The sequence below is a fragment of the Massilia sp. Root351 genome, from assembly GCF_001425045.1.
Classification (GTDB): domain Bacteria; phylum Pseudomonadota; class Gammaproteobacteria; order Burkholderiales; family Burkholderiaceae_D; genus Rugamonas.
In genome coordinates this window covers 83,961-103,121 of sequence record NZ_LMDJ01000023.1, presented here as the reverse complement: position 1 = coordinate 103,121, position 19,161 = coordinate 83,961, and the positions used below count along the sequence as shown (strand labels likewise).

At 68.9% G+C, this 19,161-nt stretch carries 15 protein-coding genes and 1 pseudogene; 7 read left to right on the top strand and 9 right to left on the bottom strand.

The genetic code is table 11. The features are described from left to right. Positions 1 to 31: 31 nt before the first annotated feature. The 5 genes from ASD15_RS17650 (at position 32) to ASD15_RS17630 (ending at position 7,130) form a co-directional block, all read left to right on the top strand. Positions 32 to 817: a LuxR C-terminal-related transcriptional regulator gene (locus tag ASD15_RS17650; RefSeq protein WP_229418246.1), complete on the top strand. Its 786-nt coding sequence runs from the start codon at positions 32 to 34 to the stop codon at positions 815 to 817. Next, on the top strand, positions 817 to 2,709 hold the full coding sequence (locus tag ASD15_RS17645; RefSeq protein ID WP_057156299.1) for an ATP-binding protein: 1,893 nt from the start codon (positions 817 to 819) through the stop codon (positions 2,707 to 2,709). The genes ASD15_RS17650 and ASD15_RS17645 overlap by 1 nt, the downstream gene beginning before the upstream one ends. A gap of 3 nt (positions 2,710 to 2,712) precedes the next feature. Next, positions 2,713 to 3,186, top strand: a complete 474-nt coding sequence (locus ASD15_RS17640) for a response regulator (protein ID WP_057156298.1) — start codon at positions 2,713 to 2,715, stop codon at positions 3,184 to 3,186. A gap of 232 nt (positions 3,187 to 3,418) precedes the next feature. After that, positions 3,419 to 6,499, top strand: coding sequence for a putative Ig domain-containing protein (locus ASD15_RS17635; RefSeq protein WP_057156297.1), 3,081 nt, complete (start codon positions 3,419 to 3,421; stop codon positions 6,497 to 6,499). 10 nt (positions 6,500 to 6,509) lie between these two features. Continuing rightward, positions 6,510 to 7,130: an NF038129 family PEP-CTERM protein gene (locus ASD15_RS17630; RefSeq protein ID WP_057156296.1), complete on the top strand. Its 621-nt coding sequence runs from the start codon at positions 6,510 to 6,512 to the stop codon at positions 7,128 to 7,130. Here the strand turns inward: ASD15_RS17630 and lnt are convergent. From lnt to ASD15_RS17605, 5 genes are all read right to left on the bottom strand, one after another. Beyond that, positions 7,118 to 9,580 (bottom strand): apolipoprotein N-acyltransferase, encoded by a 2,463-nt coding sequence (gene lnt, locus ASD15_RS17625; protein WP_057156295.1) that lies wholly within the window; start codon positions 9,578 to 9,580, stop codon positions 7,118 to 7,120. The genes ASD15_RS17630 and lnt overlap by 13 nt on opposite strands. A 5-nt stretch (positions 9,581 to 9,585) precedes the next feature. Continuing rightward, positions 9,586 to 10,206: a hypothetical protein gene (locus tag ASD15_RS17620; protein WP_057156294.1), complete on the bottom strand. Its 621-nt coding sequence runs from the start codon at positions 10,204 to 10,206 to the stop codon at positions 9,586 to 9,588. An 8-nt stretch (positions 10,207 to 10,214) separates the two neighbouring features. Next, complete coding sequence (locus ASD15_RS17615; protein ID WP_057156293.1) at positions 10,215 to 11,291, bottom strand: hypothetical protein; 1,077 nt, start codon at positions 11,289 to 11,291, stop codon at positions 10,215 to 10,217. A 209-nt stretch (positions 11,292 to 11,500) separates the two neighbouring features. Next, positions 11,501 to 13,594: a bifunctional diguanylate cyclase/phosphodiesterase gene (locus ASD15_RS17610; RefSeq protein WP_162249915.1), complete on the bottom strand. Its 2,094-nt coding sequence runs from the start codon at positions 13,592 to 13,594 to the stop codon at positions 11,501 to 11,503. Positions 13,595 to 13,851: 257 nt separating this feature from the next. Next, positions 13,852 to 14,622, bottom strand: a complete 771-nt coding sequence (locus ASD15_RS17605; protein ID WP_057156291.1) for a ThuA domain-containing protein — start codon at positions 14,620 to 14,622, stop codon at positions 13,852 to 13,854. 176 nt (positions 14,623 to 14,798) lie between these two features. Here ASD15_RS17605 and ASD15_RS33845 point away from each other — a divergent pair. Both ASD15_RS33845 and ASD15_RS33840 read left to right on the top strand, forming a co-directional pair. Next, positions 14,799 to 15,395 (top strand): annotated as a pseudogene (locus ASD15_RS33845) (AraC family transcriptional regulator); the annotation flags it as partial. Positions 15,396 to 15,428: 33 nt separating this feature from the next. Then, positions 15,429 to 15,812: a helix-turn-helix transcriptional regulator gene (locus tag ASD15_RS33840; protein WP_373888191.1), complete on the top strand. Its 384-nt coding sequence runs from the start codon at positions 15,429 to 15,431 to the stop codon at positions 15,810 to 15,812. A gap of 27 nt (positions 15,813 to 15,839) precedes the next feature. On the opposite strand, the gene ASD15_RS17595 is transcribed toward ASD15_RS33840, so the two are convergent. The 4 genes from ASD15_RS17595 to ASD15_RS17580 are packed head-to-tail and all read right to left on the bottom strand — an operon-like array spanning position 15,840 to position 19,161. Next, a complete protein-coding gene (locus ASD15_RS17595; protein WP_307188284.1) occupies positions 15,840 to 16,871 on the bottom strand; it encodes a YeiH family protein in 1,032 nt (343 codons plus the stop codon). A 39-nt stretch (positions 16,872 to 16,910) separates the two neighbouring features. Continuing rightward, entirely contained in the window at positions 16,911 to 17,234 is a 324-nt protein-coding gene (locus ASD15_RS17590) for a Rieske 2Fe-2S domain-containing protein (protein ID WP_057156289.1), read from the bottom strand. After that, on the bottom strand, positions 17,231 to 17,890 hold the full coding sequence (locus tag ASD15_RS17585) for a DsbA family protein (protein WP_057156288.1): 660 nt from the start codon (positions 17,888 to 17,890) through the stop codon (positions 17,231 to 17,233). Before ASD15_RS17585 ends, ASD15_RS17590 begins: the two co-directional genes overlap by 4 nt. After that, a complete protein-coding gene (locus tag ASD15_RS17580; protein WP_057156287.1) occupies positions 17,887 to 19,161 on the bottom strand; it encodes an MFS transporter in 1,275 nt (424 codons plus the stop codon). The genes ASD15_RS17585 and ASD15_RS17580 overlap by 4 nt, the downstream gene beginning before the upstream one ends.

Here is a 19,161-nt window from a genome sequence, read left to right as displayed (position 1 = left end):
TGGCATATAATTGTGTACACGACAAAATAGCATGATGAATAACCCAGCCACCCTCGCCTCCACCGCCGCGCCCGGAACCGCCCGCGTCGCCCGCCACCGCTACCGCCACACCGAAGGCAGCGCCTCGCGCCTGCGCCTGTTGAGCGACGCCGGCCTTGCGCTGGCCGGCGCCGGCGGCAGTTCCGCCGCCATGAGCGCGATCCTGGCCCGCGCGCTGGCTTTCCTGTCGATGGAAGACGGCGTGCTGCTGTTCCGGCATGGGGACGGCTTGCAAGTGCACGCAGCCCAAGGCGCGGCCTACCCGGTAGGCGCGTCCCTGCCCGTCACCGGCACGCTGCATGCGGCATTGCTGGAGGACGCTCTGCCACAGGTCCAGCAGAATGTGCAGAGCCGCCTGCTGATCGGCCGCAGCAGGGCCGGCGGCGTGGAAGTGCTGGTGCCGATGCGCTTGCACGGCAGGAGTACCGGCATCCTGGCGCTGATCACGACGCGCCAGGCGCCACCGCCCAGTGCCGACGACCTGGACGTGCTGCAGGTACTGGCCACCATGCTGGCCGCCGCCTACCTGTCGGCCAGCAAGCCGGCCGCGCGCATCGCCGGCATGGAGACGGCCGCCAAGCTCAAGCAGCTGACCACCCGCGAGCTGCAAGTGTTCGCCCTGATGCCGCGCGGACTGACCAATGCCGCCATGGCCGCGGAACTGGGCATAGCGGCCGGCACTGTCAAAGTGCATATCGAACGCATCCTGCACAAACTCGACCTGCGCGACCGCACCCAGGCCGCGGTCTGCGCGGTGGACTGCGGATACGGCCGGTGATGCGCCCCGGCCTGCACTGGAAGCACTGGCCGCTGGCGGTCAAGGGCGGCGTGGTCATCGCCGCCTCGCTGGCCATGCTGCTCGGTTCCGTGGCCACCAGCCACAAGCTGGAGCGCCAGAGCGCCGACGCCACCGCCGAAATGCTGCGCACACTGAAGGTGCAGCGCGATATCCAGCTGCTGCATGCCCTGATCGCCGAAGCCGCCACCGGCGTGCGCGGCTACCTGCTGACCGGAGTGGATGACTTCCTGGCGCCGTACCGGATCGCCGAAGCGCGCCTGCCGGCCGCCATGGCCAGCTTGCAGGAAAACGTGCGCGACCCCGAGCAGCTGGCGCGGCTGCAGCGCCTGCTGCCGCTGGTGCGGCACAAACTGGCGGGCCTGAACACGCTGCGCAAGCAGTACGGCACCGAGACCGGCGACCTGCGCGCCAGCCTGGTGGCCGGCAGGCAGATACTGAACCAGCTGCGCGACGGTATCGGCGTGATGAACGCGCGCGAAGCCGTGCTGGTGGAAGCCCGCACCGCCGCCGTGCAGGAAGCCTTGCGGCGCCACTTCCTGATGAACGCCGCCACCGTCGGGGTGGGACTGGCCGGCGCGCTTGCCATGCTGCTGTTCACCATCCGCGTAGTGCGGCGGGTGCGGCTGGCGGCCGAAAACGCGGAACGCCTGGTGAACGACCAGCCGCTGATCGCCGCCGGCGCCGCGAACGATGAGCTTGGCCGCCTGGCCGAGCGCCTGCACAGGGCCAGCTTGTTGCTGGCCAACCGCGCCACTGCGGCGCGGGCCGCCAGCCTTGCCAAGACAGAGTTCCTGTCCCGCACCAGCCATGAATTGCGCACCCCGCTCAACGCCATACTGGGATTCGCCCAGCTCTTGGAGAGCGGCGCGGCAAACCACCAGAACAAACAGCACGCCGCGCACATCATCGGCGCGGGGCAGCACCTGCTGTCGCTGATCGACGACGTGCTGGACGTAGGCCGCATCGAGGCCGGCCAGCTGCCGATGGCATCGGCCCCGGTGCCGCTGGCGCCGGTGCTGCAGGAGGCGCTGACCCTGCTCAAGCCGCTGGCAGCGCAGTACCAGGTGCAGTTGCCGGCGCCGGACTACTGCGGCGGGCTTGCCGTGCTGGCCGACCGGCAACGCCTCATGCAGGTAATGCTGAACCTGCTGTCCAACGCCATCAAGTACAACGCAGCGGGCGGCCAGGTGCGCGTCGCGGTAAGCGCGCAGCCGGCTGCGCAGAACGGCGGCGCCCCCGCCTCGGTGGCCATCGCCATCGAGGACGACGGCGCCGGCATCCCGGCCGATAGGCAGGAGCGCCTGTTCACGCCGTTCGACCGGCTGGGCGCTGAAGGCGGCAAGACCGACGGGATAGGACTGGGCCTGGCGGTATCGCGCTCGCTGGCCGACGCGATGGGCGGCAGCATCGCCGCCGCCAACCTGCCCGCCAAGGGCAGCGTGTTCACCCTCCGCCTGCCGCGCGCAGCGCCTGCGGGGCCGCAGGCCGAGCCGGCCGTGGCCCCGCCGCCGCCGGCCATATCGGTGCAGCAGGCACAAAGACCCGCCGTGCTGTGCGTGGACGGCGACGCTTCCACGCTGGCACTGATGGAGACGCTGATGGCGAGACGGCCAGGCTGGGACCTGTCCACCGCGCGCAGCGCCGACGTGGGTTGGACGCTGGCCTTGCAGCGCAAGCCGGCGGTGCTGCTGCTGGACATGTCGCTGGCCGGGGCGGGCGCCATGCTGGCTCGCTGGCGCGGCGGCCCGGCCCTGGCTGCGGTGCCGGTGGTGGCGCTCGGCATGGCTGCGGCGCCTGGCACCGACGGCCAGCTGAAAAAGCCGCTCGATCTGCCGGAATTTTTCGCGCTGCTGGACAGGATAAAAGGATAAGCCATGAACGAAGACGATTTACTGGCCTCGCGCGTGCTGATCATCGACGACCAGCCCGCCAACCTGCGGCTGCTGGAAGACCTGCTGACGCGCGAAGGCCTGACCCACGTGGTGGGCACCACCGACGCGCAAAAAGCGCTAGAGCTGTACGCCGCGTTCGACCCGGACCTGATCGTGCTGGACCTGATGATGCCGGAACTGGACGGCTACGCGGTACTGGAACAGTTGAAGCGGCGCGGCGACCCTTACGACTTTCGCCCGGTGCTGGTGGTCACCGCCGACGCCACCGGCGAAGCCAAGCGCCGCGCGCTGTCGCTGGGCGCCAAGGATTTCCTGACCAAACCCTTCGACACCATAGAAGCCATGCTGCGCGTATGGAACCTGCTTGAGACGCGGGCACTCTACAAGCGCCTGCAAGCGCTGTCGCCCAGCGCACCGCCGATCGCCCCCTGGCCGCCCGCAGCGCGCGGGCGCTGAACCCGCGTCGCCGCCGCATACGCGATGCGGTCATGTGGCAGGCCGCTCCGGTCGGCCAGCCTGGGCGCGCATGGTGTTTCGGATACAACAACCTGAGATATCGATAACAATCGTGCGCGCCGCAGTTGGAATGTCATGCTATATTTACACTGGTATCGATAACAAGGCATCAAGGAGACACAAATGCCCGATACACCAATGGAGCGTGATTTCACAACTATAAGGAAAAATTATGCACAAACAATCCAAACCGGAGCAGCAGCGCGCCGCAAGCGCCAGTTGCGGCAAACTCGGGATGATAGCGCTATCAGTCACATCGGCGCTACTGGTTCTTGCAGGCAGTCCCGCGCAGGCGCTCAACTTCGTTGCCACCCCGGTGGCCCAGCCAGTGGTCAGCGCGGCCGGCATCAAGCACCCTGCCCTGGGTTTCACGCTGCAGCAGCTTGATTATGCGCGCGCGCAAACGCGCGCCGATGTCGAACCGTACAAGACCTACTACAGCATCATGGCCACGGTGTGCTGCAACTACGCCAACATCAACCTGCAGCCCACCAACCGCGACGCCACCAAGGTGGACACGCCCAATACGCCCAACTTCAACGGCAACACCGCGCAGACCCGCATCATCAACGATTCGCAAGGCGCGCTGACCCAGGCCATCCTGTACTACATGACCGGCCAGAACGAGTACCGCCGCAACGCCATGCGCATCCTGCGCACCTGGAGCAATATGAACCCGGCCGGCTACGCCTACTATCCGGACGCGCACATCCACACCGGCGTGCCGCTGTTCCGCATGCTGGCCGCCGCCGAGATCATGCGCTATACGCCGGGCGATCCGGCCTACACCGCCTACCCGCTGGCCTGGACCGACACCGACACCCAGAAGCTGAAGGACAACCTGATCGACCCGATGGAGCGCACCTTCTTCGCCAGCAAGGAGCGCTTCATGAACCAGCACCTGTACTCGCTGATCGGCCGCATGGCCGGCGCCATCTTCACCGACAACCGCGCCCGCTACGACGAGACCGTGGAATGGATGACGGTCAACGCCAGTTCCACCCGCCAGGACATCAACGGCGCCATCCTGCCGCTGATCCCGCTGGTCGACAGCGACAATCCCTACAACAAGGCCGGCTATCCTTTCTACCAGATCCAGGAAATGCAACGCGACCAGGCCCACGGCGGCGACAACGTGGACAACCTGACCGGCCTGCTGCGCATGGTCACCGCCCAAGGCACCAAGGTCGACCCCCACACGGGCGTGCCATCGACTTCCGGCGACGCGGTCAGCGTCTACCACTTCGGCGGCAACCGCGTGCTGATGGGCGCGAACGCCTTCGCCCAGTACATGCTGGGCTACAACGCGCCCTGGGCGGACCTGAGCGGCGGCACCTCCTACATCTCCGGCGCCTACCGCGGCCGCCTGTACGAAGTGGGCGGCATACCCGAGCTGTACAACGTCTACAAGCATGAACAGGGCGTGGACGTGGACGCGCTGGCGCCCTTCCTGGCCACCGCCGCCGCCCATGCGGACGGCCCGGTCACTGCCTGGGGCCCGGCCGCGCCCGCCAACAAGGACATGGGTGCGGAAGCCTTCCTCACCCTGCCGCCGCCGCTGACCGGCGTGCCGCTGCCGCCCAACACCGGCATGCTGGAGACCGAGCGCAAGGCGGTCTTCCTGGACGGCGAATGGAGCACCGAGACCGAAGCCGAACGCACCTTTGGCCACGCCAGGGTCACGCCGGCCGGCGCCACCGTGGTATTCCACGACGTGCGCTACGCGGACCGCGCCAAGTACGCGCCGGTGGGCCTGATGGTGCGCACCAACGCGGTGACCAGGCTGGCCGCCAGCGGCTCCGCCACCGGCCTGCCCTGGAGCGAGATGACCGTGCCGGACACCGGCGGCCAGTGGCGCTACATCGTACCCGATTCGTCGTGGACCGCCAGCGCCGGGCGCGGCTTCGGCGACAACATCATCTACTTCAAGTTCACCGGCGCCGAAGGCGCCACGGTGGATGTGGACTTCGTCAACATGGCCGCGCCCACCCAGCTCACGCCGCCGCGCTTCGCCATGCCTGCCTTCCCCGCCACCGAGCTGATCGTGCAGGGCGTGCCCTACCAGGCCGCCTACACCGCCACCGACGCGCAAGCGGGCGACAGCGTGGTGTACCAGGCCATCAGCCTGCCCCCTGGGGCCACGCTGGACAGCACCAACGGCACGCTCAACTGGACCCCGACGGCGGCGCAGGCGGGCCTGCACGACGTGATCATCAGCGCCACCGACGGCGTGTCGATCAGCACCATGACCACCAGGCTGAGCGTACAGCCCGACCGCGCCGCCGCCTTCGCCTCGGCGATGGGGGCCTACGATCCGGCCAGCATTTACACCACCACTTCGCTGGCTGCGTTCCAGGCCGAACTGGCGCCGCTGCAGGCGTCCATGCTGACGGTGCCGGACGCCGAGTTCGGCGCGCTGCTGAACGCCGTCAAGGCGGTGGCGGCCAAGCTGCAGCTGCTGAACCCGCGCGTGGCCTCGGACGGCAGCCTGGACTGGAGCAAGAGCATGGTCACCACCACGGTGCTGGACGCCTCCCGCGCGGCCCTGCTGGTGGATGGCGACTATAACAGCACCTCGGGCGACCTGCGCAACGTGGTCACCATCGACTTCGGCGAGAACTACCGCGTGTCGGTGGGCGCCTTCGGCATCCAGGCGCGCTTCATGTTCGGTAACCGCTCGCAGGGTATCAATGTGTACGGTTCGAGCGACAATTCGAGCTGGACGCTGCTGACCAGCCGCGAAACCACCGACACCAGCAACCGCAACTTCGAGATGGAAGTGATTCCCGTTGTGGAAGGCCTGGAAGATGAACGCTACCGCTACTTCATGGTGCGGGTGGACCATCCCGGTCCGCCAACCGATCCGGCCTACCCCGGCATTTCGTCGTACAGCGAGTTGCGCTTCCACGGCAACCGCTACGACCTGCTGGCGCCTGAGGACGTGAGTGCCAGCGTCCGGATGGTGCAATCGGGCCTGGCGGTGAACCGCTTCACGCAGAAGTACACCGGCACGGTGGCCTTCACCAACACCACGCAGACCACGCTCACCGGGCCGCTGCACCTGCACCTGCAAGGACTGAGCGCCGGCGTCACGCTGGACAACGCCAGCGGCGTGAAGAACGGCGTGCCCTACATCACGCTGCCGACGACCGGACTGGCGCCCGGCCAAACCGCCACCGTCACCACGGTCTTCAGCAATCCGGCCAAGGCGCCGATCAGCTATGTCCGCAAACTCATCAGCGTCAAATATTAAGGGGACCACCATGAACACTCTGAACAACATCCTGGCCAGGCTGCTGCTGGCCGTATTCCTGGCGTGCAGCGCCGGGGCGGCGGCGGCCGGCCCGATGTACAGCGTCCGCATCGACACCTCCAGCCTGGGAGGGGGCGCCGCGTATCTCGGCCTGTACTTCATGGGATTGGCCGACGCCACGCCCGCCAGCGCCACCGTGAGCCAGTTGTCCGGCGCGCTGGCCGGCACGCCGGCGGTGAGCGGCACCGTGGACGGCGCCCTGCCCGGCCCGCTGGTGTTCAGCAACGCCAACGGCGGCAGCGAGCTGGTGCAAGCCATTACCCTGGGCGGCGTGTTCTCGTTCGACCTGACCTTCCTGATGGGCAGCGGCGACGTCGGCAGCACCTTCGGCTGGGCGCTGTTCAACGACGTCAGCTACCTGGGCGCGGACGGCGACCTGGGCACGGTGTCGATCCAGCCGGGCGCGGCGCCGGGCGGCGTCTATGCGCTGTCCGGCAACAGCGCGCTAAGCAGCGTCCAGGTGATACCCGAGCCGGCCACCCTGTGGCTGGTGCTGCTGGCGCTGATGCCGCTAGCCGTGCTTGGCGGCAGGCGCAGGCCCCGCGAGGCGGCCGGCCCTCACTTGCCATAAAGGTTGAGCAGTAGCCACGCGGGCAGGCCGACATACAGCGCCGCGTGGCCCGCCCGCTCCAGCCGGAGCCGGACAGGTACGGTCTGGCTGGGGCGCAGTAGCGCAGCCAGCAAGGTGGCCGCTTCAATTCCCGCGCGCAGCAGCGCTGCGCAAAGCACCACGCCGATCGCCCACGCCGCCCACCACAGCGCGAACGCGCTCAGATAAGCCTTCGGTCCGAAGGTGTAGTACTCGCCCAGGGCGCTGCCGAAGGCAATATGCTGATGCAGGTGGAAGGCCGGAATGGCCAACGCCAGCGGCAGCAGCAGGAATTTGCATAGCGGATGGTCGAGCTTCCAGCGCCGCAGCGCCAGCCGGGCTTGCGCATACCCCCCCAGCCCCGCTTGCGGGCGCTCCGCCACTGGCGGGCCGCCGGCCGCCGCCATGGCGGCAGACAATGCAACAGGGTACGCCAGCGCCAGCCCGTAGCGCCAGCGCTGGCCGGAGGCCAGCCGCACCGTAGCGCCCGGACCGGGCACAGGGAGGCGCCACAACTCGACTGCGCCGATCTCGCGAAGCGACAATTCGAGGCGCTGCGCGCCGCGCGCCAGCACCAGCCTGCCCTGCTCCAGCGTGACTTGCGCGGCAAAGGCGCGCAGCAAGCACCGGGCCACGGTTTCAGGGATCAGAAATAGCGCCGCGAACATACGGATTTGCGCCAGCGTGTTGGTCCGCAACGGTTCGTCGAACAGCAGCGCAATACACATGCCAAGCAGGCCAAGCCGTGCAATGGCGCGTAGCGTGCCGGCCGCGATGCGCGCTGCGGGCGGCAACAGCGCAACCGTTGTGGGGAAAACCATGGGCCGTACCGTGCCAGAAGCGTGCGCGGCCTGCCGGAACCGGGGACGCAAGGCCAGCCGTGCTCCCATCAGCAGCAGAAACACACAAGCCGCCGCCCCCACCCAGTCGCCCCACAGAACCATCAGCGTGGTGGGCGGCTTGCGCACCGGTACGTCCGCGATCAGCAGCGCCGGCTCGCCCATGCGCGTCCCGGTGAGGATGCCGCCGTCGGCGGCGATCGCCGCGCTGTAACCGTTGCTGGTGACGCGGAACTGCGGCAGCCGGGTCTCGATGCTGCGGAACGCCGCCACCGCCTGGTGCAGCTGCGCGCCTTGCGGGCTGGCGCTGAACCAGGAGTCGTTCGACATGGTCAGGATCGCCTGGGCGCCCAGCCGCGCGCCATCGACGGCGAGCCCGGCGTCGGTATCGTCCAGGCAGATCAGCGGCAGCACGGGAACCTCGCGGCCGTCGGCCAGGCGCAACGGGAACACGCGCGCGCCGCTTCCGGGCCGCCAGGAGCCGGTCCATGGCAGCTGGCGCCGCAGCGCCGGTCCGTCCAGCCAGGCCGGCACGTATTCGGTGAAGGGGAACAGCCGCGTCTTGCGGTAGTAGCCCAGCAGGCCCGTGCCCGGCTGCACGAAGGCGGCCGCGTTGTACTCGCCGGCGCCATCGCGCTCATAGGTGCCGAACACGAAAGGCACTCCGGCCGCATTGACGTTGGCGAGGATTTCGCGGTCGAACGCCGCCCCGGCCTCGCTCTTGGGCTGGCCGAAGGTGGTGGGATAGGCTGTCTCCGACCACAATACGGCGTCCGCGCGCTGCCGCACCACCGCGTCGTAACTCATGGCGAAGTGCGTGTCGAGCACCTCGCGCACCACCGCGTACGCACCCTTCCGTTCGCGCTGGCCCTCGTAGTCGATAAGGTTGGCCTGGATCAGTCCCATGCGCAGCGGCTTGCCGGCCGGTTCCGCGCTGCCGGACAGCGCAGCCAGTCCGTAGCCCGCCAGCAGCAGTGGCGCCAGCGCCGCCAGCGCCAGCGGGCGGGCCGCAGCGCGCCAGCCGTCCGCGCGGCGCGCATGCGCTGCCGCCACGCCTTCGTTGGCCAGCAACAGCAGCACCGTCAGGCCCGCCGCCCCGCCCAGGTCGGCCGCCTGGCGCAGCAGCAGCGAAGGATACAGCCCGTAGCCCAGCGTATCGCCAAGCAGGCGCGGAAGCAGCCGTTCCGCCGCCACCCACGCCGCCGCCGCGGCCAGCGCGGTCAGCGCCGCGCCGTGGCGGCGTGCCGCCGCACGGCGCACCAGGGCGAAGGCGAAAAACTGCGGCTGGAACAGCGGCGCGGCGAGCAGCAGCAAGGCCAGGCCGGCAGCCCCGCCCACGCCCGCGTACTGGCCAAGCGACGTGCCGAACCAGGCGAAGCCGGCGGCCGTGTAAGCGACCGTCATGGCGTAGGCGTTCAGCAGCGTGCCCGCCAGCGCGCGGCTGCTGTCCAGCGCGCGCAGCCACGGCGCCAGGAATACAAACCCGAGCAGCCAGCCGGCGCCGCCACGGACATACAGGGCGGACAAGGCCGCGCTGGACAGTATGCATGCCGCCGCGCGCAGCGTGAAACTAGTAGAGGGAGATTGCTTCATGGCGTTCAACGGCCCATTACGGCCGGGTTGGATGGAGGTGGAATGGCGACGCGCCGCAGCGGCAGCCCGGGCGGGGCCAGTTCCGGCGGCACCACGCGGTCTTTCGGCATCGTGACCGGCTGCCCGGCGGCGTCGTACAGCTGGAAATCGGGCGCGAACATCAGGATGGCCTCGATGCGCTGGCCGTCGTCGGTAGCCTGGTGGTGGCGCACGTAGCCTGGCGGCAGCGCGAAGTTCTCGGGCACCGCCAGTCCCACCAGCGGCGGACTGGTGCCGGGCGGCGGAAATGCGCCAAGGCCGGTATGCACGCCGCGCTCGTGCAGGCGTTTGATCACTTCGCCCATGCTGGGATGCTCTCCGCGCACGACGTAGCTTTTCAGGTCGCGCGACCGGTCCGCGTCGCCCTCGGGCAGGCGCGGGTCCGGCTTTTGCGCCTGCGCCGGCGGCGCACCCGGCGCCGGCTGCGCGCCGGGCACGGGCGAAGGCGCCGGGGCCACGGCGGCGGCAAGCGCCGCGGCGCCATCCTCTTGCCCGTCGCCGGACCACAGCCACAGGAAGAACGCCAGGCTGATGCCACCCACGGCGAGCATCAGCGCGGCGGCCAGGTAGCCGGAGCGTGGCCGCATGGCTGGCGTCAGGGCGTAGGCAGGTTGAAGACCGATACGGCCCAGCCCATGCGCTCATGGCCGTACTGGTTCCAGACCGGGTTTTTTCCGCCAGTGAAGGAGGTGTAGCGCGGCGCGCCGCTGCCGGTGCTGCCGCCGAACAGGCCTGCCGTCACGGTGCTGCCGGTGTAGGTGGGATGGGTGTCGTCCGACTGGATATAGTCGTAGCTGCTACTGCTGGACACGAAGTGGGCGTTGGCGTCGCGGATGGTGGCGCGCAGCGCCGTGGTGATGCGGTTGACGTAGCTGGACTGGCTCTCGCCCGCCACGTAGCGCAGCGCCTCGGAATCGATCTGGCCATCGCCGTTGCCGTCGTGGTCCGCGCCCATATACTGGGCGAAGTTATCGGCGCACATGAAGCCCTTCTGGCGCGCCACGTCGCACATCATGTGGTTGATACGCGCCAGCGACGGCAGGAATTTGTCCTGCATTTTCACGGTGGCGCCGGTATTCGGATCCTTGCAGGAACTCTGCGTGTTGTCCGCCGCGTAGCCCGGGTAGTGCAGGTTGGAGATCACCTTCAGCTTCACACCGGAATAGGCGTTGGCGTTGATATAGTCCATGGCCGCCGTCACGTAGGTCTTGCAGCTGTTCTCGGCCGCCGTGAGCACCGCGTCGTTGCAGGTGCCGGTCTGGCTCTTGTAGGCGGCGCGCGCCTGCAGGCCGTCGTTGCCGCACATCTCGAAGGTGACCACGCGGGTGCTGCTGGCCTGCATATAGGAACGCTCGGCCACGATCTTGTTGTTGTATACGTCCTCGGCGATGGCGCCGGACTTGGTGCGGCGCACGCTTTCGATGTCGGCGTTCCACTGCGCGGACAGGTATTCCGCGTCCACCGTCGGCGCCGAGTACTTGGCCGCGCTGGTGGTGGAGCCGTTGTAGCCGGCGTAGATCGAGTCGCCGTAGGCCACCACGCGGTATTTGCTGGTGGTGCCGGCCCGGTCGATGGTCCAGGATACGTTTTGGTTCAGGGTGCTGGCGGCGGCCTGCGCCCCGGCGGCGAGTAGTACAACGGCGAGCAAGGAACGGGAAAAGCGAGCATGCATGGAATGTCTCCTGTCTGTGGTCGTCAAGATGGTTTTGCAGCTCTTCTTGACGGAGCTGGCAAACAGTTCATCTTAACCAGACGACAAATTCCAAAATGCATTCCCCGCGCCTTGGCTCCGCAGGTCACCACAATGGCCTGCGGGGCCCGCCACACTGTCGCGCCGCGTTCACACCAAGCGCGCGACTTCACGAAAAAAAGGCTCTGGAATCAGCGGCTTAGCAACTGATTCCAGGCCAGCAGGCCGGCCAGCGGCATCGGCCGTCCGGGCAGGTAGCCCTGGATCAGGGCGCAGCCGAACTGGCGCAGGAAGCCCAGATGCGCGTCCGTTTCCACGCCTTCGGCGATCACCCGCAGCTTCATGTTGCGTCCCAGGTCGATAATCGAGCGCACCACCGCGCAGTCGTCGCGCTGGTGCGGCACGCCCTGCAGGAAGTAGCGGTCGATCTTCAGCGAGCTGACCGGCAAGGCTTTCAGCAGCGACAGCGAGGAATAGCCCATGCCGAAATCGTCCAGCCCGATCTCGAAACCCAGCCGCACCAGCTCGGTCATGATGGGCACGGCCTTCTCGATGCGCTGCATGACCACCCCTTCGGTCAGTTCCAGGCAGAGCTGGCCCGGATCGATGCCGGCGGCGGAGGTGATGGCCACCAGCTCGCGCGGCAAGTCGCTGTCGAGGAACTCCGGCGCGGCCATGTTGACGTGCACCCGCACGCCCGGTAGGCTGGCCCGCAACAGCGGCAGGTCGCGGCACACCTGCTCGATCACCCAGCGCCCGATCAGTACGATCAGCCGGCTTTGCTCGGCGACCGGGATGAACTGGTCCGGCGGCACCACGCTGCCGTCGGCCTTGCGCCACCGTATCAGCGCCTCCAGCGCCACCACGCTGCCATCCTGCGCGTCGCAGATGGGCTGGTATTCGAGGAAGAACTCGTCGCGCTGCAGCGCGTCCTGCAGCGCCGACAGCATCAGCAGCTGCGCGGCCGCAGCGCATTGCTGCGTATCCCCGTCGGGACTGAAATAGCTGACCAGGTTGCGGCCGTTGCGCTTGCTCACATACATGGCCGCATCGGCCGCGTGCAGCAGCTGGGCGGTGTCGCTGGCATGGCGCGGGAACAGGCCGATGCCGATGCTGGCCGATACCGACAGCTCGTGTCCCATGTAGCTGAAGCGCGTGCGCGCCGCTTCCAGTACGGCGCCGGCCAGCGCATCCAGCGCTGCTTCGCCGAGTCCGGCAGGAGCCATCAGCGCGAATTCATCGCCTCCCAGGCGCGCCGCGACGGCGCCGGCCGGCGCGAGCTGGCGCAGGCGGCCAGCGAACTGGCGCAGCACCTCGTTGCCGGCGGCATGCCCGAAGCCGTCGTTGATGGGCTTGAACTGGTCCAGGTCTATGTACAGCAGGCCGAACTCGCCGCCGGCCTCGCAGGCGGCATCCAGCAGCACATGAAAGTGGGCGCGGTTGAACAGGCCGGTAAGCTCATCGGTCTGCGCCAGCACCCTCACCCGCTCCTGCTGCACCATGCGCTGGGCGGTCTGGGCGATGAGCGCGCTGATCGATTCGGCCAGGCCAGGCAATTGCGCCTCGCGCTGGCGCGGCGCTGCGCTGAAAAACTCCAGCACGCCGGCGCAGTGCACGCTGCCGTCTGCGGCGGCATAGGTCACGGGAAAGAAGAAGCCCGATTGCAGGCCGCAGCGCTGCGCCGCGTGCACCCGCGCCATGCCGGCTTGCGCGGCACCGGTGTCCACCCACTGCGCCTGGCCGGTCAGCCAGGTCTGGCCCACCGGACCTTCGCCCGGCCTGATCGCCAGCGCCGCCGCCGCGCTGCGAAACGCGGAATAGTCGCGGTCCGCCGTGTGCCAGACATGCCGGCAGCGCAGCGTTTCAACGCCTCCGCCGCGCTCGCGGGCCCAGAACGCGCCCCAGTCCCAGCCCAGTTCCTCGCACACCAGGTGGATGATCTTGTAGACCGCCTCGTCGAAAGTGTCGGTGCCGATCAGGTAGCGCGTCAGCGCGAAATTGAACCGTTCGCGCATGGCGGCGCGCTTGACCGCCGTGATGTCGGTCAGCAGTCCGCACGCCACCGGCCGGCCCTCGGCCGCCAGCGCCTGCAAGCGCAGCCAGCGTATGCCCTGCTCCGGCTCAATCACACGGAACTCGCAGTCGGCAGCCGTGCCGTGTTCGCCGATGTCGGCCAGCACTGCGGCCAGCCCGGCCATGTCTTCCGCCACCACCGCGCCGGCCCAGCGCCCGCCCGCCGCACCGTCGGCGCCCAGCAGGCGCAGGGCCACCGTGGACAGGCTCATGTGCGCACCGGCCCGCACCATGGACCAGCGGCCCAGTCCGGCTATCTCATCGATCGGATCCGCCGGCACAGCGGGGCGTAGAGGTAAAACATTGTTAACCATAATGTCCCTGAAAGGAGTGGGGGCAAGGCCGCACCTCCGATCACCTGCACCGAAGCGAGGATTTCCCGCACCAGGCTGAGGCGCCGGGGCCGGTAAACAGTGCGTTTTGCCTCTTGCGTACTCCCGGGATGCAGAATCCGTGCCAAGCCGCGCGGCTACTCTGCCTTGAAGCTGCGGCCGGTGGCTGCCCAGTAGATTCCGCCGTACAGGTGGTGCAGGAATACCGGATCGCCATAGGTGGCCGGCAGATGGCCGAGCGCGGTGTAGAACGAGCGACCCTGGTCGTAGTTCTGGTACCAGCTGACCGGGTGGAAGCCGCCCATGCCCTTGCTGTGCCGGTCGCCCCACGAGGCCTCCGGCTTGTACGTGCCTTCATCGACCGTCAGCAGGTACCTGAGCTGTTCGGTGCGCGGCGGCCCGAATTCATACCATTCTTCGGTGGCGAGCGAACGCGCGGCAAAGCGCTCCATGCCGGGGAAATTGCGGTCCTCCACTTTCAGCACCGCGGTCTGCACCGCCGGATGCATCTGGAACATGCGGCCCACCAGCCTGGTGTACCACGGCCAGCCGTGCTCCGTATCCGCAGCGCTGTGTACACCCACGTAGCCGCCGCCGGCCTGGATATAGCGCTCGAACGCGGCCTGCTGCTTGTCGTCCAGCACGTCGCCTGTGGTCAGCAGGAACATGACGGCCTGGTACTTGGCCAGCTCCTTGTCGTTAAAGACGCGGTTCGCGTCTTCCGTCCAGAACACCTTGAAGTCGTGCAGCTTGCCCAGGTTCTGGACAGCGGCCACGCCGGCGGGGATGGAATCGTGGTGCCAGGCGGCGGTCTTGGAAAACACCAGTACACTGAACTGCTCGGCATGGGCGCAGGCCGCAGCCGCCAGGCTGCCGCCGGCCAGGAGGGCCGTGAGAAGTCGCTTCATCGGATGTGGAATGGAAGTGGTGGATTCCCGACGCTAACGGAGCGGCCGCGCCTTGTCAACCGTCCATTTGCCGAATGCACGCCGGCCCTCGCGGCGGTTGCCACCCCACGGCGGGCACCCTACAATAGCGGGCGCGCTGCGGCGCAGCGAGCAACCCGACCTTGAAGGAGCAACGCATGGCTATCCTGGTACGCGCCGGCGTCCTGACCAATTTCCTGGAAGTGGCCCAGCACCTCGGTCTCAATCCGCAAGCCGAGCTGGTCCGCGTCGGCTTGAGCAAATCCATGCTGCTCGATTCCGAGCACGCCATCCCCGCCGCCGCTGCCGTGCAACTGCTGGAGAACGCCGCCGAAGCCAGTTCCTGCCAGACCTTCGGGCTGCGCATGGCCGAATCGCGCCAGCTGTCCGACCTGGGTGCGGTCAGCCTGCTGCTGACGCACCAGCCCACGCTGCGCGACGCGCTGCAGGTGCTGCTCGAATACCGCCACCTGATGAACCGGGCGCTGGCAATCTATGTGGAGGAAACCGGCGGGCTGGCGGTGATCCGCGAAGAAGTGGTGACCGGCTCGCCGGCGCCGCGCCGCCAGGCCACCGAGCTGGCGATCGGCGTGATGGCGCGCCTGTGCGCGAACCTGCTGGCGCAGCACTGGCGCCCGGTGTCGGTAAGCTTCATGCATGACGCGCCGGCCGACCTGCAGCTGCACCGCCGGCTGTTCGGCTGCGACGTGGTGTTCGGGGCCGAGTTCAACGGCATCGCCTGCCCGGCGGCGGCGCTGGCCGCGCCCAACCCGAAGGCCGATCCTGCCATGGCGCAGCTGGCGCGCCGCTATCTCGACACCCTGCAAAAGGAGCGCGACGCCTCGCTCACCTTCGAAGTGCGCAAGGCGGTCTATCTGCTGCTGCCGATGGGACGCGCCACCGCCGAGCAGATTGCGCTGGCACAGGGCATGAACGTGCGCACGCTGCAGCGCCGCCTGGAAGACGAAGGCATCAGCTTCTCGGACCTGGTCAACGACGTGCGGCGCGACCTGGCGCAGCGCTATATGCAAAGTCCGCAATACTCGCTGGCGCGCATTGCGGACTTGCTCGGCTACTCCGTGGCCAGCAGCTTCACGCGCTGGTTCACCGCCCAGTTCGGCGCCACGCCGGCGGCCTGGCGCCAGGCCAACGGCAAGCCTTACCGCGGCTAGGCTGCCGGGCTGCGGCAGCCTGGGCCTTTACATCCAGCGCAGCAGCAACAGCACCAGCGCGGCCAGGAACACGGTTTCGCCCACCATCAGCGCCACCGGCTTGATGCCGACCGCGGCCAGCTCCTTCAGGCGGGTCTTCATGCCCAGCGCGCTAATGGCGATCACCAGGCACCAACGCGAAGCATCGTTGCCGGCCTGCTGCACCGCCTGCGGCACCACGCCGGTGCTATTGAGGCACGCCAGCGCGAAAAAACCCACGGCAAACCACGGCAGCAGCGGCGGGCGGGCTTGCCCCGGCTGGGCGCCCTGGGCGCGCGCCACCATGGCTGCGCACAAGATCACCGGCAGCAGCATGGCCACCCGCATCAGCTTGACCACGGTGGCCGCGTCACCGGTCTCGCGCGACATGCTGTAGCCGGCCCCTACCACCTGCGCCACATCGTGGATGGTGCCGCCCAGGAAGATGCCCGCTGCCTGCGGCTCGAGGCCGAACACGCGCGCGATCATCGGGTAGGCGATCATCGCCAGCGTCGACAGCGCCGACACCCCGATCACCGTAAACAGCGTGGCGCGCTCCTTCTGCGGATGCGCCGGCAGCGCCGCCGCCAGCGCCAGCGCGGCGGACGCGCCGCAGATCGCGGTGGCGCCGCCGGTCAGCAGGCCGAACAGCTTGTTGAATCCCAGCAGCCGCGCCGCCGCCACCGACAGCGCGATGGTCACCACCACGATGAGCACCACCATGGCCACCGGCTTCCAGCCCAGCGCGGCCATCTGCGCCACCGTCAGGCGCAGGCCAAGCAAGGCCACGCCCAGGCGCAGCACTTCGCGCGAGCTAAATTCGATGCCGGGCTTGCATTTGCCGTCGTCCGAGAGGAAATTGAGCGCCATGCCGAGCAGCAGCGCGAACAGCATCACCGGCGCGCCGTAGTGCCCGGACAGGAAGGCTGCGGCGGCGGCCACCATGGCGCTGACCAGCACGCCGGGGCCGAGATGGCGCGCGTGCGCCATGCCGCGCGCGACCAGGCTGGCGGACGCGGGAGACAAAGTTTGGTTCATCATGGGTGCTCCGTGTAGCCGCGCCGCGACCGGCGCGGCGGTTCAGCAGGCCTGGTCCGGCAGGATCAGATGGACGCCGTCCGGGCCTGTTTCTATGGGATAAACGGCCACCCGCAGCGCCGGCGCATTGCGCAGGCAACCGGTGGCCAGGTCGAAGCGCAGGCCGTGCGCCGGGCACTGCACGGCACCGTCCTGCACCGTGCCGCCGGCCAGGGACGCGCCCTGGTGCGGACAGCTGTCGGCGATGGCGCGGTAGCTGCCGCCGGCCTCGAACAGCGCAATGCTGTGGCCCCGCAGCGAGAGCACCTTGCGCCCGCCCGCAGGCGGCAGCATGGGCGGCTCCAGCAGCACGCGCACGCCGCTCATGCCGCGCAGCCGCGCTGCAGCGCCATCTGCATGGCCGCCAGCAGCGCTTCAGCCGGCTGAGCGCCGCCCACCTGCAGCCACTGGTCGAACACCAGGTGCGGCACGCCGGACGGCGCCGGGCCGAAGCCGGGCTCGTTGCGGAACGGCCGCATGCCGCCCTGTATGGCGGGCAGCATGGCGCGCGCCGGCAGGCCTGCCGCTTCCGCGTGCGCCAGCAGGCCGGCGCCGTCGCACAGGCTTTCGCCAAGCACGAAATGCGCGGCATACAGGCGCTCCAGCAGCATCTCGGCCTGCGCCGCCGAGCCTTCCCGGCAGGCCAGCTGGAACAGGCGGTGCGCGTCGGCCGTGTTGGGCATCAGCGCGATGCGCGCGAAGTCGATCCGCACGCCGGCTAGCCCGGCAGCCTGCATTACCTGCGCCTGCCGCCCCCGCACCGCTTCAGCGCTGCCCAGCCGGTCCCGGTAAAACGCGGCGAACGGCACGCCTTGCGCCGGCATGTGCGGCAGCAGCTGCACGCCGTGCCAGTGCACCTGCGCTTGCGCCTCCGGCGCAGCGTCGGCCAGCATCTCCAGTGCCCTGGCCAGCTGCCGCTTGCCGATCAGGCACCACGGGCAGATGAAATCGAACCAGGCGTCGATGCGCAATATCCGCGTCATGCCGCACCTCCCTGCGCTATCGCTTCGCTTTCGTAGAAGCGGCGCGCGTGCAGGAACACACAGGCCGCCGCCAGGCTGGCCAACGGGGCCACAAGGAAGGCGTGGCCCAGGCCGAGGCGGTCGGCCAGCGCGCCGGTGATGAAGGGACCCGGCGCCAGGCCTATCAGGTTGTTTGCCAGCGTCAGGGTGGCGAAGGCCGTGCCGTGCATCGAGTCCGGGGTCAGGTTGGCCACCATGGCGCCGGCCGGGCCGGAGGCGCCGGCCGCGAAGAACATGCCGCAACCGATCAGCGCCAGTTGCAGCACGCCGGGCGGCAGCAGCAAGCCGCTGCCCAGCAGCACGGCCGAGGCCAGGCCGTAGGCGGCCGCCAGCGACACCTTGCGCACCGGCTGCACACGCGCCATGCGGTCGCTCAGCATGCCGCACAGGATCATGCCGGCGCCGGCGGCCAGCACCAGCACGGCGGCGCCGGCGCCGGCCCGGCCGGCGTCCAGCCCATAATAGCGGTTCAGGAAACTGGGCATCCAGACGATGCAGGCGCCGCCGGCAAACAGCTGCAGGCCGCTGCCGACGTAGGCGGCGCGCAGCGCGCGGCCCCGGAACAGGTGCGCCAGCGGCGGCCGGGCGGCGGCCGCCGCCCGCGCCCCGGCGCGCCCCATGCGCGCGGGCCGCACCACCAGCGGGTACACGGCCGCCAGCACCAGGCCGAACAGCGCCATGGCGGCAAAGGCCCAGCGCCAGCCTACCTGGGCCGCGATGGCGCCGCCCAGCGCCATCCCCAGTACCGAGCCGAACATGCCGCCGGCCATGAAGGCGCCCGACAGCGTGGCCCGCATATTGCGCGGGAACACCGACAGCACCACGGCGATGCCGACGCTGCCGTATGCCGCCTCGCCCACGCCGACCAGGAAGCGCGCCACGAACATCTGCTGATAGTCCCGCGCCAGCGCGCAGCCCAGCGTGGCCAGGCTCCACAGCGCCGCCATCAGCACCAGGCTCTTGACCCTGCCCCAGCGGTCGGCCAGCAGCGACAGCGGGAATGTCAGCAGGCCGACCATCAGCGCGACGATGCCGCTGAGCAGTCCCAGGCGGGCGTCGCTCAGCTGCCATTCCAGCTTCAGCAGCGGGAACACGGCGTTGAGCACCTGGCGCGACATGTAGTCGGAAATCAGCAGTCCGAAGGTGAGCGCGAACACGGTCCAGGCGAAAGCGCGCGGCAGCGGTGCCGCTTGGTCGGCCTGAAGATCGGGCAATGGAGAGGCGTAGGCCAT